This window comes from Paraburkholderia flava, assembly GCF_004359985.1.
Lineage (GTDB): Bacteria > Pseudomonadota > Gammaproteobacteria > Burkholderiales > Burkholderiaceae > Paraburkholderia > Paraburkholderia flava.
Genome location: NZ_SMRO01000005.1, coordinates 70,809 through 84,137 on the forward strand (window position 1 = coordinate 70,809; position 13,329 = coordinate 84,137).

Below are 13,329 nucleotides of genomic sequence, written 5' to 3' on the forward strand. Positions count from 1 at the left end.
TCAGTGCGAACGACTCAAGACAATCACCGCGGTGCCGGTAGCGGCGCCGTAGCGGACACTCAACAGGAACAGGCCGCGCGCGACGGCGCGGATACTACCGCTCAGGAAAGCTCAGGCATGGACAAACTCGTTATCGTTGGGGGACAGCGGCTCGAGGGTGAGATCGCTGTGTCGGGCGCGAAGAACGCCGCGCTGCCGATTCTTTGCGCCGGTCTGCTGAGCGCCGAGCCGGTGCATCTGGACAACGTGCCCGACCTGCAGGACGTGCGCACGATCCTGAAGCTGCTCGGCCAGATGGGCGTGCGCACCGAAAGCAGCGACGGCCGGGTGTCGCTCGACGCGTCGAAGGTCGACAACCTGGTCGCGCCGTACGAACTCGTGAAGACGATGCGCGCGTCGATCCTCGTGCTCGGGCCGCTCGTTGCGCGCTTCGGCGAAGCGAAGGTGTCGCTGCCGGGCGGCTGCGCAATCGGCGCACGGCCGGTCGACCAGCACATCAAGGGTCTGCAGGCGATGGGCGCCGAGATCAACATCGAACACGGCTTTATCGAAGCGCGTGCGAAGCGTCTGAAGGGCGCGCGCATCGTCACCGACATGATCACGGTGACAGGCACCGAGAACCTGCTGATGGCCGCGGTTCTGGCCGACGGCGAGACGGTGATCGAAAACGCCGCGCGCGAGCCGGAAGTCGGCGATCTCGCGAATCTGCTCGTCGCGATGGGCGCGAAGATCGACGGCATCGGCACCGACCGTCTGGTGATCCAGGGCGTCGACAAGCTGCACGGCGCGCATCACACGGTGATTCCGGATCGTATCGAAGCCGGCACGTTCCTGTGCGCGGTCGCGGCTGCGGGCGGCGACGTCACGCTGCGCCGCGCGCGTCCGCAGATTCTCGAAGCGGTGATCGACAAGCTGCGCGAAGCACGCGTGACGATCGAGGAAGGTGACGACTGGATGCGCGTGCGGATGAACGGGCGCGCGCAGAGCGTGAACGTGCGCACATCTGAATACCCCGCGTTCCCGACCGACATGCAGGCGCAGTTCATGGCGCTCAACGCGGTCGCGAACGGCACCGCGCAGGTCGTCGAAACCATTTTCGAAAACCGCTTCATGCACGTGCAGGAGCTGAACCGGCTCGGCGCGAGCATCACGATCGACGGCAAGACTGCGCTCGTCACTGGCGTCGACAAGCTGTCGGGTGCGAAGGTGATGGCGACCGATCTGCGCGCATCGGCGAGCCTGGTGATCGCCGGGCTGTGTGCCGAAGGCGAGACGCTGATCGACCGCATCTATCACCTCGACCGCGGCTACGACCGGATGGAGAAGAAGCTCACCGCGCTCGGCGCAAAGGTGCGGCGGATTCCTGGGAGCGCTGCATGAGTACGGCGCCGCAAACGTCCCAGGCGTCCGCTTCGCCCGCCGCTAGCGCGCCGCTGACGCTTGCGCTGTCGAAGGGACGCATCTTCGAAGAGACACTGCCGCTACTCGCGGCGGCCGGCGTCGAAGTCACCGAAGATCCGGAGACGTCGCGCAAGCTGATCCTGCCGACCACCAGTCCGAACCTGCGCGTGATCATCGTGCGTGCGACCGACGTGCCGACCTACGTCGAGTACGGCGCCGCTGACTTCGGCGTCGCGGGCAAGGACGTGCTGCTCGAACATGGCGGCGGTGGTCTGTATCAGCCGGTCGATCTCGACATCGCGCGTTGCCGGATGTCGGTCGCGGTAGCGGCGGGCTTCGATTACGCGAACGCAGTGCGCCAGGGCGCGCGTCTGCGCGTCGCGACCAAGTACGTCGAAACCGCGCGCGAGCATTTCGCGGCGAAGGGCGTGCACGTCGATCTGATCAAGCTGTATGGATCGATGGAACTCGCGCCGCTCGTCGGCCTCGCGGATGCGATCGTCGACCTGGTCAGCTCGGGCGGCACGCTGCGCGCGAACAACCTGGTCGAGGTCGAGGAGATCATGCAGATCTCGTCGCGCCTCGTCGTGAATCAGGCGGCGCTGAAACTGAAGCGCGCGGCGCTGCGGCCGTTCCTCGACGCGTTCGAACGCGCGTCGCGGCGCGACGGCGCAACGGCCTGAGCGCGCTTACCGAAACGGATACCCGTATGTCTATCAAGATTCGCAAACTCGATTCCAGCGCCGCCGATTTTCAGCAGGCGCTGCACGCGGTGCTCGCGTTCGAGGCGAGCGAGGACGAAGCGATCGAACGCTCCGTCGCGCAGATTCTCGCCGACGTGAAGACGCGCGGCGACGCGGCCGTGCTCGACTACACGAATCGCTTCGATCGCCTGAACGCTGACAGCGTCGCGGCGCTCGAACTGCCGCAAGCCGAACTCGAAGAAGCGCTCGAAGGGCTCGCGCCGAAGCGCCGCGCAGCGCTCGAAGCGGCGGCGGCACGGGTGCGCGGGTATCACGAGAAACAGAAGATCGAATGCGGCAGCCATAGCTGGCAATACACCGAAGCTGACGGCACGGTGCTGGGCCAGAAGGTGACGCCGCTCGATCGCGCGGGCATTTACGTGCCGGGCGGCAAGGCGGCGTATCCGTCGTCGGTGCTGATGAACGCGATTCCGGCGCGCGTCGCCGGCGTGCGCGAGATCGTGATGGTCGTGCCGACGCCGGACGGTGTGAAGAATCCGCTCGTGCTCGCGGCGGCGCTGCTCGGCGGCGTCGACCGGGTGTTCACGATCGGCGGCGCGCAGGCCGTCGGCGCGCTCGCGTACGGCACGCAAAGCATCCCGGCCGTCGACAAGATCTGCGGGCCCGGCAATGCGTACGTCGCGTCGGCGAAGCGTCGCGTGTTCGGCACGGTCGGCATCGACATGATCGCGGGGCCGTCGGAAATTCTCGTGCTGTGCGACGGCACGACCGATCCGCGCTGGGTCGCGATGGACCTGTTCTCGCAGGCCGAACACGACGAACTCGCGCAGTCCATCTTGCTGTGCCCGGATAGCGCGTTCATCGCGCGCGTCGAAGACGCGATCGCCGAGCTGCTGCCGTCGATGCCGCGACGCGACGTGATCCAGGCGTCGCTCGAAGGGCGCGGCGCGCTGATCAAGGTGCGCGACATGGCCGAAGCGTGCGCGATCGCCAACGACATCGCACCGGAGCATCTCGAAATCTCCGCGCTGGAGCCGCATCAGTGGGGCCAGCTGATCCGCCACGCAGGCGCGATTTTCCTCGGACGTTATACGAGCGAAAGTCTCGGCGACTACTGCGCGGGACCGAATCATGTGCTGCCTACTTCGCGTACCGCACGGTTTTCGTCGCCGCTGGGCGTCTATGATTTCTTCAAGCGCTCGAGTGTGATCGAAGTCAGTGCCGAAGGGGCGCAGACGCTCGGCGAGATAGCAGCCGAACTCGCGTATGGCGAAGGTTTGCCGGCGCACGCGCGCAGCGCGGAATACCGGATGAAGCAGACCGGCTGATTCCGTGACTGAGCCGTCGCGCAAAACACGCGCGACGGAAAACTGCGCCGCAGTACGTATAAAACGAGAACATCGACCAACCTGAGGGCGCCCGCGCGTTGCGCGCGTCGCCCGTGCCGCGCCGGCGCGCAACGCGACCGGCGTCTTCGCCATGACGACACCTCAAGACATCATCCGCCGCGACGTACTCGCGATGACGAGCTATCCGGTCCCCGACGCGACCGGCTTCGTGAAGCTCGACGCGATGGAGAATCCGTTCACGCTGCCGCCGGCGCTCGCCGCGCAGCTGGGCGAGCATCTGGCCGGCGTCGCGCTGAACCGCTATCCGGCGCCGCGACCGGAAGCGCTGATCGAGAAGATCAAGCGGACGATGAACGTGCCGCCCGCATGCGATGTGCTGCTCGGTAACGGCTCGGACGAGATCATCAGCATCATTTCGCTCGCGTGTGCGAATCCGGGCGCGAAAGTGCTCGCGCCGGTGCCGGGTTTCGTGATGTATCAGCTGTCGGCGAAGTTCGCGCATCTCGAATTTATCGGTGTGCCGTTGAACGCCGACTTCACGCTCGATACCGACGCGATGATCGCCGCGATCGCCGAGCATGCGCCGGCCGTCGTCTATCTCGCGTATCCGAACAACCCGACCGGCACGCTGTTCGATCCGGCCGACATGGAACGCATCATCGCCGCTGCGGGGCGCAGCCTCGTCGTGATCGACGAGGCGTACCAGCCGTTCGCGCAGCACAGCTGGATGCCGCGCGCCGACCAGTTCAACAACGTCGTCGTGATGCGCACCGTGTCGAAGCTCGGCCTCGCTGGTATCCGACTCGGCTATCTCGCCGGCCGGCCCGCGTGGCTGACCGAATTCGATAAGGTGCGGCCGCCGTACAACGTGAACGTGCTGACCCAGGCGACAGTCGATTTCCTGCTCGATCACGTCGACGTGCTCGACGCGCAGGCCGCGCAACTGCGCGACGAGCGCACGAAACTCGCGCACGCGGTGGGGCAACTGCCGGGCACCGAAGTGTTCCCGAGCGCGGGCAATTTCCTGCTGGTGCGGGTGCCGGATGCGTCGATGGCATTCGAAACGCTTCTTACTGCGCGGATTCTGGTGAAAAACGTGAGTAAAATGCACCCATTGCTGGCCAATTGCGTGCGTCTGACGGTGGGTTCGCCCGAGCAGAACGCGCAGATGCTTGCCGCGCTGAAACTCGTGCTGCACTGATCTGAACGCCAGCCGCATTCCACTATTTCGCGTCACCCACTTTCAAGTTCGATTCGAGGATTCACCATGCGCCTTGCGGAAGTCGTTCGCAATACCAGCGAAACGCAGATCCGTGTCAAGATCGACCTCGACGGCACCGGCCAGCAGAAGCTTGCGACCGGCGTGCCGTTCCTCGATCACATGCTCGACCAGATCGCCCGCCACGGGCTGATCGATCTCGACATCGAGGCGCATGGCGACCTGCAGATCGACGACCATCACACGGTGGAAGATGTCGGCATCACGCTCGGGCAGGCGGTCGCGAAAGCGATCGGCGACCGCAAGGGCATCCGCCGCTACGGCCACGCATACGTGCCGCTCGACGAAGCGCTGTCGCGCGTCGTGATCGATTTCTCGGGGCGGCCTGGGCTCGAATTCCACGTGCCGTTCACGCGGGCGCGCATCGGGACGTTCGACGTCGACCTGTCCATCGAATTTTTCCGCGGCTTCGTCAATCACGCCGGCGTGACACTGCACATCGATAATCTGCGCGGCCTGAATGCGCATCACCAGATGGAAACGGTGTTCAAGGCATTCGGCCGGGCACTGCGGATGGCAGTCGAGCTGGACGAGCGCGCGGCGGGGCAGATTCCGTCGACCAAGGGCAGCCTCTAGGCCGCCACGACCCCTGACCCCCTGACGAGCGGACCGGCTCGCGCCTGAGGCGCGTCCGGCGTGCGATGGATATCACCAAGTCGTTTATTTCGCTGCTCGCGCTGATCAACCCGGTCGGCGCGGTGCCGTTCTTTCTGAGCCTCACGTCGCAGCAGTCCGAACCGGAGCGCAAGCGGACCATCCGCATTGCCGCGATCTCGGTGTTCTGCGTGATCGCGGTGACGGCGGTGCTCGGACAGCAGATCATCAGTTTCTTCGGCATTTCGGTCGGCTCGCTTGAAGTGGGCGGCGGCATCATCATGTTGTTGATGGCGATCAACATGCTGAACGCGCAGATCGGCAATTCGCGCTCGACGGCCGAGGAGCGGGACGAAGCCGAGCAGAAGAACAACATTGCGGTCGTGCCGCTCGCAATCCCGCTCTTGACCGGGCCCGGCGCGATCAGCACGGTGATCGTCTATGCGGCCGGCGCGGCGCACTGGTACGACCGTCTCACGCTCGTCGCGATCGGTGCGGTGCTCGCGGCGATCTGCTTTTTTTCGCTGCGGCTCGCCGAGCCGATCGCCCGCTGGGTTGGACAGACGGGCATCAATATCGGGACGCGGCTCATGGGTTTGATGTTGTCGGCGCTGGCGGTGGAGTTCATCGTCGACGGATTGAAGGCGTTGCTGCCTAACTTGAGATGAAGACTTCGATAGCGATTGTGGATTACGGAATGGGCAACCTGCGTTCGGTCGCCCAGGCACTCAGAAAGGCTGCGCCTGAAGCCGACGTGGCGATCGTCGACCAGCCGGACGCGATCCGCTCGGCGGACCGCGTCGTGCTGCCGGGCCAGGGCGCGATGCCGGACTGCATGCGCTGCCTCGGCGAATCGGGGCTGCAGGAAGCGGTGCTCGAAGCGTCGCGCAGCAAGCCGCTGATGGGCGTGTGCGTCGGCGAGCAAATGCTGTTCGACTGGAGCGCCGAGGGCGACACGCGCGGCCTCGGGCTGCTGCCCGGCAAGGTGCTGCGCTTCGAACTCGACGGCCAGGTGCAGGACGACGGTTCGCGTTTCAAGGTGCCGCAGATGGGCTGGAACCGCGTGCGTCAGACGCAGCCGCATCCGCTGTGGGACGGCGTCGCTGACGGCAGCTTCTTCTACTTCGTGCACAGCTACTACGTCGATCCGGCCGATGCCGCGCATACGTCCGGCGAGACCGTGTATGGCGTGACCTTTACCTCGGCAGTGGCGCGAGATAACATTTTCGCGACCCAGTTCCACCCCGAAAAGAGTGCCGACGCGGGCTTGCGCGTGTACCGCAATTTCGTCCACTGGAACCCATGAACGCGCCGCGCCCGCCGCAGCATACTTCCGCTGGCCATTCGTACAGGCGGGGCGCCGAAAGAGTTGTACTAAACTAGCGGAACGGCGCACCGCCGTGCCGCGCCGGTCAATGCCGGCGCCGATACCCAACCTCTTCCCAGACACCACCGATTGCTATGCTGCTGATCCCCGCCATCGACCTCAAAGACGGTCAGTGTGTACGCCTCAAACAAGGCGATATGGACCAGGCGACAATTTTCTCCGAGGAGCCGGCGGCGATGGCCCGCCATTGGGTCGAGCGCGGTGCGCGACGGCTGCACCTCGTCGACCTGAACGGCGCGTTCGCCGGCAAGCCGAAGAACGAGGAGGCGATCCGCGCGATCATCGCGGAAGTCGGCGGCGAGATTCCCGTGCAGCTAGGCGGCGGTATCCGCGACCTCGACACGATCGAACGCTATCTCGACGACGGCCTGTCGTACATCATCATCGGCACGGCTGCGGTGAAGAATCCGGGCTTTCTGCAGGAAGCGTGCACGGCGTTCGGCGGTCACATCATCGTCGGGCTCGATGCGAAGGACGGCAAGGTCGCGACCGACGGCTGGAGCAAGCTGACCGGCCACGAAGTCGTCGACCTCGGACGCAAGTTCGAGGACTACGGCTGCGAATCGATCATCTATACCGATATCGGTCGCGACGGGATGCTCCAGGGCATCAACATCGATGCGACGGTGCGGCTCGCGCGCGCGGTGAAGATTCCGGTGATCGCGAGCGGCGGCCTGTCGAACCTCAACGACATCGAATCGCTGTGCGAGGTCGAGGGCGAAGGGATCGAAGGCGTGATCTGCGGCCGCGCGATCTACTCGGGCGATCTCGATTTCGCCGCCGCGCAGACGCATGCCGACCGGCTGCGCGAATCGGACGACGCCTGAGGGTCGGCGCCGCTTCTGCGCGGCGCGCGGCGTCCCGTTCATAAGCGGCTAACCAGGCGGCCCGGTGCCGCCTCCGCCCGTCTCCCTCGCGGCGCACGAGCGCCGTCGACGGACCGCCTCATCGGCGATATCGATGAAATTCGATCGGTGAAATTCGCAACGTATTGGCAAGATCATGGCTCTAGCTAAACGCATCATCCCCTGTCTCGACGTCACGGCCGGTCGCGTGGTGAAGGGCGTCAACTTCGTCGAGCTGCGCGATGCGGGCGACCCGGTCGAGATCGCGCGCCGTTACGACGATCAGGGCGCCGACGAACTCACCTTTCTCGACATCACCGCGACCTCCGACCAGCGCGACCTGATCTTGCCGATCATCGAAGCGGTTGCGTCGCAGGTGTTTATTCCGCTGACGGTCGGCGGCGGCGTGCGCGCGGTCGAAGACGTGCGGCGTCTGCTGAACGCGGGCGCGGACAAGATCAGCATGAATTCGTCGGCGGTCGCGAATCCGCAGCTCGTGCGCGATGCGACCGACAAATACGGCTCGCAGTGCATCGTCGTCGCGATCGACGCGAAGCGCGTATCCGCCGACGGCGAAACGCCGCGCTGGGAAGTGTTCACGCACGGTGGCCGCAAGGCGACCGGGCTCGACGCCGTCGAATGGGCGCGCAAGATGGCCGAACTCGGCGCGGGCGAAATCCTGCTCACGAGCATGGACCGCGACGGCACGAAGAGCGGCTTTGACCTTGCGTTGACGCGCGCGGTGTCGGATGCGGTGCCGGTATCGGTGATCGCGTCGGGCGGCGTCGGCTCGCTGCAGCATCTCGCGGACGGCATCAAGGACGGCCATGCGGACGCGGTACTCGCCGCGAGCATCTTCCACTACGGCGAGCACACCGTCGGCGAGGCCAAGCGCTTCATGGCCGGTCAGGGCATTTCAGTGAGGATGTGACGTGACGAATTCTTCAGGCGGTTGGCTCGACAAGGTGCAGTGGGACGCGAATGGCCTCGTGCCGGTGATCGCGCAGGAAGCGTCGACGAACGACGTGCTGATGTTCGCGTGGATGAACCGCGAGGCGCTCGCGAAAACCATCGAGACCGGCCGCGCGGTGTATTTCTCGCGCTCGCGGCAGCGGCTGTGGTTCAAGGGCGAAGAGTCGGGCCACGTGCAGCATGTGCACGAAGTGCGGCTCGACTGCGACGAAGATGTCGTGCTGCTGAAGGTCGAGCAGGTGTCGGGCATTGCGTGCCATACGGGCCGCCACTCCTGCTTCTTCCAGAAATTCGAAGGCACCGTCGACGACGGCGACTGGGCAACCGTCGAGCCGGTATTGAAAGACCCCCAGCACATCTACAAATGACGCAAATCTCGCAATCGACGAACGACACGCTGCTCCGTCTTGCAGCGATCATCGACAGCCGCAAGGGCGGCGATCCGGACGCTTCGTATGTCGCGCGCCTGTTTCACAAGGGCGACGACGCGGTACTCAAGAAGATCGGCGAAGAAGCGACCGAGGTCGTGCTCGCCGCGAAGGACGTGCGCCAGGGCGGCGCGCCGACGGCGCTCGTCGGCGAAGTCGCCGATCTGTGGTTTCATTGTCTCGTGATGCTGTCGCATTTCGACCTGAGCCCCGCTGATGTGCTTGCGGAACTCGAGCGTCGCGAAGGCACGTCGGGCATCGAGGAAAAGGCGCTGCGCAAGAGCCGGGAGCGCGAGCAGAGCGGCGATTGAGCGGACGCGGACCGCGCAGCTGCGTTTGCGGCTGCGGTCCCGCGCGAAAGAGTGCACCGCAAGGAGGAAGCAGTCATGGAACAGTCGCAGGGCGGCTATCCGCCGCCGTCTTACAGGAACGCCTCTGAATCCGACCGCGAGCGTAGCCTGCGCACGCTGACGCATGTGCTCTACGGGCTGTACGCGGTGCATTACCTGACGGGCGGCGTGTCCGGCATCATCGCGATCATCATCAACTACGTGAAGCGGCCGGATGCGATCGGCACGCCGTACGAAGCGCATTTCGACTGGCAGATCCGCACGTTCTGGTTTGCGCTGCTCGGCTATCTGATCGGCGTTGCACTGTTCCTGCTGCTGATCGGTATTCCGATCCTCTGGGCTGTCGGAATCTGGACGTTGTACCGTATCATCAAAGGCTGGTTGTACCTGTACGACAACAAGCCGCTGCAGAATTCGCGCGCGCTGCTCTGACGCCGCGCGCCGTGCACCTGGAAAACCATGAGCCACGATCCGAACTGCCTCTTTTGCAAGATCGCCGCGGGCGACATTCCGTCCACCCGGGTTCACGAAGACGACGATTTCGTCGCGTTCCGCGACATCCATCCGGCGGCCGAAACCCATGTGCTCGTGATTCCGCGCAAGCACATCGCGACGCTGTCGGACTGCACCGAAAGCGACGCGCCGCTGATTGGTAAAATGATGATTCTGGTGGCGCATCTCGCGAAGCAGCTGGGCGTTGCGTATACGGGCGGCGAGACCGGTTTCCGCACCGTGATCAACACGGGTCCGGGCGGCGGGCAAGAGGTTTATCACCTGCACGCGCATCTGCTCGCGGGCCCGCGCCCGTGGCAGCGGATGGGCTGACGCTGAGGCGAGTAACGGATCGTGTGCAGTTACATTGCTGTAATGCCACCGACCCGATCGCACGCGATAATGGCGCGCCGCCGGCCATCGCTGCAACCGCGAGGCGGCAACAGACACATGGAGCCCCGGCTTCGAATGGGCCGCAAGGCAGTTGGGTTTTTCGTCGCGGTGATCCGCGACAGCAGGGTTAAGGAGAGTTTTCATGGGTTCGTTTAGCATTTGGCACTGGTTGATCGTCCTGGTGATCGTCGCGCTCGTGTTCGGCACGAAGAAGCTGCGCAATATCGGCAGCGATCTGGGTGGCGCGGTGAAGGGCTTCAAGGAAGGCATGAAGGAAAGCGAAGCAGGCGATGCGCCGGGCGTACAGCAGCGCGAATTGCCGCGCAGCGGTGCCGTCGATGTCGACGCGAAGGAAAAGACGCCGCATTCCGGCGATTACCGCTAAGCCGCGGTTGCGCGTGCACTGACGGAACCTGCGACTCATGCTGGATCTCGGTTTAACCAAGATGGCGCTGATCGGCGTCGTCGCACTGGTCGTGCTCGGGCCCGAACGTCTGCCGCGCGTTGCACGGACGGCCGGCGCGCTGTTCGGGCGCGCGCAGCGCTACATCAACGACGTGAAGGCCGAAGTCACGCGCGAAATCGAGCTCGACGAACTGCGGCGCATGAAGACCGAGTTCGAAGCGGCAGCGCAAAACGTCAACACGACGATTCACGACAATCTGCGCAAGCACGAAACCGAGATCAACGACGCATGGAACTCGGGGACGTCGGTGTCGGAGAGCGTCGTCGGTGGTGCGGCGATGCAGGCCGGTGATGGCGCGACGGACAGCACCTCGTGGCGCAGCAGCTACGCGGCCGCGCCGAAGCGCAAGAACTGGCGCGTGAAGCAGACGGCAACACCGACGTGGTACAAGCGCGCCACCACACGCCGCACGCGTGTGCAGTCGGGCGCGGCGCGCGTTGCGCGCCACACGCCGGCAAGCCTGCGCCGTCCGACCCGCTTCCTCTGATGCTCCGCGCGTCCGCTGTCTCCCTCTCCCCTATTTCCTACCGAGGGCCGTCGTGAGCGACCCGCAGCAAACCCAGACTGAAAGCAACGAAGAGACCTTCATCTCGCATCTCGTCGAATTGCGCGACCGCATCATCCGCGCCGGCATCTCCGTCATCATCGTGTTCGTCGGGCTCGTGTACTGGGCACCGGACATCTTCAAGCTGCTCGCGCGGCCGCTGATGATGAACCTGCCGAAGGACGGCAAGATGATCGTCACGGACATCACCGGCTCGTTCTTCGTGCCGATGAAGGTGACGATGCTCGTCGCGTTCGTGATCGCGCTGCCGTTCGTGCTGTACCAGATCTGGGCGTTCGTTGCGCCTGGGCTGTATCAGCACGAGAAGAAACTGGTCATGCCGCTGGTCGCGAGCAGCTATTCGCTGTTCCTCTGCGGAATGGCGTTCGCGTACTTCGTCGTGTTCCCGACGATCTTCCGCGTGATGGCGCACTACAACGCGCCGCTCGGCGCGGAGATGAACACCGACATCGACAACTATCTGAGCTTCGTGCTGACGATGTTCGTTGCGTTCGGCGTGACGTTCGAAGTGCCGATCGTTGTCGTGCTGCTGGTGCGCACGGGCCTGCTGACAGTCAAGAAGCTGAAGGAGATCCGGCCGTATGTGATCGTCGGCGCGTTCATCGTGTCGGCCGTGGTGACGCCGCCGGACGTGTTCTCGCAGCTGATCCTCGCGGTGCCGCTGATCGTGCTGTACGAGGCCGGGATCATCGCCGCGCGGCTCTTCGTCAGCAAGCCGGCGCCTGCAGCCGCCGACGACGAAGAGAAGGCAGCGGATTGAGGGTGACGCGAAGTTACTGAATGACTGAATGAAAAAGGGCAGCCACTGGCTGCCCTTTTTCATTGGTGCGACGGTTCACGCGTCGTTGCGGAGCTGCAGAGTGGCGGATCAACCGCCGTCGTCGTTGTTGTCGTCGCCACCGCCGTTATCGTCGGTGGCCTGCTTCGGTGGCGGCGGGCGCTTGCCGATCGTCACGTTGACGTCGAGCTCGCGGTTCTTGCGCACGACGTGCACCTTCGCGTCGGTGCCCGGCTTGATCTGCGCGATCACGTTCAGCAGGCGCGTGGTGTCGGTGATGTCCTGGCCGTTCACGCTGACGAGGATATCGCCCGGCTTGATGCCGGCCTTGTCGGCAGGGCCGCCCTTCAGCACGCCCGCGACGATCGCACCCGACTTCTGGTCGAGCCCGAACGACTCGGCGATTTCCGGCGTCACGTCCTGCGGCTCGACGCCGATCCAGCCGCGCGTAACCGAGCCGGTCGTGATGATGCTCTCGAGCACGCTGCGCGCGGTCGATACGGGGATCGCGAAGCCGATGCCGAGCGAGCCGCCCGAGCGCGAGTAGATTGCAGTGTTGATGCCGAGCAGGTTGCCGTTCACGTCGACGAGCGCGCCGCCCGAATTGCCGGGGTTGATCGCCGCGTCGGTCTGGATGAAGTTCTCGAACGTGTTGATGCCGAGGTGATTGCGCCCCAGCGCGCTGACGATGCCCATCGTCACCGTCTGCCCGACGCCGAACGGATTGCCGATCGCGAGCACGACGTCGCCGACGCGCGTCTGGTCCATGCGGCCCAGCGTGATGGTGGGCAGGTTCGTCATGTTGATTTTCAGCACCGCGAGATCGGTCTCCGGATCGACGCCGATGACCTTCGCATTCGTGGTGCGGCCGTCGGACAGCGCGATTTCGATCTGGTCCGCGCCGTCGACGACGTGCTGGTTCGTTAGAATGTAACCTTCCGAACTCACGATGACACCCGAGCCCAGGTTGGCTGCGGGCTGTTCCTGCTGCTTGCGGTTGTTGTTCCTGTCGCCGAAGAAATAGCGAAACAGCGGATCCTTCGCCCGCGGGTCGGGCGGCAACGATCCGTCCTTGCTGGAGAAGACGTTGACGACCGCGGGCATCGCCTTATTGGCTGCATCCGCATACGACGCCTGCGCTGGGCCGCCGCCGATGCCTGGCGCCACCTCCCGCAGGGCGACGATCGGTTCGGCGAGCTGCTTGCCGAACTGCCCCTGGCGCTGCAACCACTGCGGCTTGAGGGTCGCAATGATGAACATCAACGCCAACAGCACGGTCACCGCTTGGGCGAAAAACAGCCAGAAGCGTCTAAGCATTTGAAGATT

At 64.7% G+C, this 13,329-nt stretch carries 17 protein-coding genes; 16 read left to right on the forward strand and 1 reads right to left on the reverse strand.

The annotated features are described in order from the left end of the window. The first annotated feature begins 3 nt into the window (after positions 1-3). The 16 genes from murA to tatC all read left to right on the forward strand — a co-directional run bounded on the left by murA (position 4) and on the right by tatC (position 11,985). The gene (murA, locus tag E1748_RS30740) at positions 4-1,380 is read left to right on the forward strand and encodes a UDP-N-acetylglucosamine 1-carboxyvinyltransferase (RefSeq protein ID WP_420819365.1); all 1,377 of its coding nucleotides are present in this window, start codon (positions 4-6) and stop codon (positions 1,378-1,380) included. Continuing rightward, positions 1,377-2,084 (forward strand): ATP phosphoribosyltransferase, encoded by a 708-nt coding sequence (gene hisG / locus E1748_RS30745; protein WP_133651080.1) that lies wholly within the window; start codon positions 1,377-1,379, stop codon positions 2,082-2,084. Before murA ends, hisG begins: the two co-directional genes overlap by 4 nt. A 26-nt stretch (positions 2,085-2,110) precedes the next feature. Next, complete coding sequence (gene hisD / locus E1748_RS30750) at positions 2,111-3,433, forward strand: histidinol dehydrogenase (RefSeq protein WP_133651081.1); 1,323 nt, start codon at positions 2,111-2,113, stop codon at positions 3,431-3,433. A 151-nt stretch (positions 3,434-3,584) separates the two neighbouring features. After that, entirely contained in the window at positions 3,585-4,655 is a 1,071-nt protein-coding gene (hisC, locus tag E1748_RS30755; protein ID WP_133651082.1) for a histidinol-phosphate transaminase, read from the forward strand. A 66-nt stretch (positions 4,656-4,721) separates the two neighbouring features. After that, the gene (gene hisB, locus E1748_RS30760; RefSeq protein WP_133651083.1) at positions 4,722-5,309 is read left to right on the forward strand and encodes an imidazoleglycerol-phosphate dehydratase HisB; all 588 of its coding nucleotides are present in this window, start codon (positions 4,722-4,724) and stop codon (positions 5,307-5,309) included. Positions 5,310-5,374: 65 nt separating this feature from the next. Continuing rightward, positions 5,375-5,995, forward strand: a complete 621-nt coding sequence (locus E1748_RS30765) for a MarC family protein (protein WP_133651084.1) — start codon at positions 5,375-5,377, stop codon at positions 5,993-5,995. Next, on the forward strand, positions 5,992-6,633 hold the full coding sequence (gene hisH, locus E1748_RS30770; protein WP_133651085.1) for an imidazole glycerol phosphate synthase subunit HisH: 642 nt from the start codon (positions 5,992-5,994) through the stop codon (positions 6,631-6,633). The genes E1748_RS30765 and hisH overlap by 4 nt, the downstream gene beginning before the upstream one ends. Positions 6,634-6,788: 155 nt before the next feature. Beyond that, positions 6,789-7,541: a 1-(5-phosphoribosyl)-5-[(5-phosphoribosylamino)methylideneamino]imidazole-4-carboxamide isomerase gene (gene hisA / locus E1748_RS30775; protein ID WP_133651086.1), complete on the forward strand. Its 753-nt coding sequence runs from the start codon at positions 6,789-6,791 to the stop codon at positions 7,539-7,541. A 175-nt stretch (positions 7,542-7,716) separates the two neighbouring features. Then, positions 7,717-8,490 carry an imidazole glycerol phosphate synthase subunit HisF gene (gene hisF, locus E1748_RS30780; protein WP_133651087.1) on the forward strand — a complete coding sequence of 258 codons (774 nt, stop codon included), beginning with the start codon at positions 7,717-7,719 and terminating at the stop codon, positions 8,488-8,490. A gap of 1 nt (position 8,491) precedes the next feature. Next, on the forward strand, positions 8,492-8,899 hold the full coding sequence (hisI, locus tag E1748_RS30785; RefSeq protein ID WP_133651088.1) for a phosphoribosyl-AMP cyclohydrolase: 408 nt from the start codon (positions 8,492-8,494) through the stop codon (positions 8,897-8,899). A 5-nt stretch (positions 8,900-8,904) separates the two neighbouring features. After that, positions 8,905-9,270 (forward strand): phosphoribosyl-ATP diphosphatase, encoded by a 366-nt coding sequence (locus E1748_RS30790; protein WP_133651176.1) that lies wholly within the window; start codon positions 8,905-8,907, stop codon positions 9,268-9,270. 75 nt (positions 9,271-9,345) lie between these two features. Then, positions 9,346-9,741: a DUF4870 family protein gene (locus tag E1748_RS30795; protein WP_133651089.1), complete on the forward strand. Its 396-nt coding sequence runs from the start codon at positions 9,346-9,348 to the stop codon at positions 9,739-9,741. Between the two features lie 27 nt (positions 9,742-9,768). Next, positions 9,769-10,134, forward strand: coding sequence for a histidine triad nucleotide-binding protein (locus E1748_RS30800; protein WP_133651090.1), 366 nt, complete (start codon positions 9,769-9,771; stop codon positions 10,132-10,134). Positions 10,135-10,336: 202 nt separating this feature from the next. Continuing rightward, the gene (gene tatA, locus E1748_RS30805; protein ID WP_133651091.1) at positions 10,337-10,579 is read left to right on the forward strand and encodes a Sec-independent protein translocase subunit TatA; all 243 of its coding nucleotides are present in this window, start codon (positions 10,337-10,339) and stop codon (positions 10,577-10,579) included. A gap of 37 nt (positions 10,580-10,616) precedes the next feature. After that, the gene (gene tatB / locus E1748_RS30810; protein ID WP_133651092.1) at positions 10,617-11,147 is read left to right on the forward strand and encodes a Sec-independent protein translocase protein TatB; all 531 of its coding nucleotides are present in this window, start codon (positions 10,617-10,619) and stop codon (positions 11,145-11,147) included. A gap of 52 nt (positions 11,148-11,199) precedes the next feature. Continuing rightward, a complete protein-coding gene (gene tatC, locus E1748_RS30815) occupies positions 11,200-11,985 on the forward strand; it encodes a twin-arginine translocase subunit TatC (RefSeq protein ID WP_133651093.1) in 786 nt (261 codons plus the stop codon). A 108-nt stretch (positions 11,986-12,093) separates the two neighbouring features. Here tatC and E1748_RS30820 read toward each other — a convergent pair whose 3' ends face one another. Then, positions 12,094-13,320, reverse strand: coding sequence for a Do family serine endopeptidase (locus E1748_RS30820; protein WP_133651094.1), 1,227 nt, complete (start codon positions 13,318-13,320; stop codon positions 12,094-12,096). Positions 13,321-13,329 lie beyond the last annotated feature (9 nt).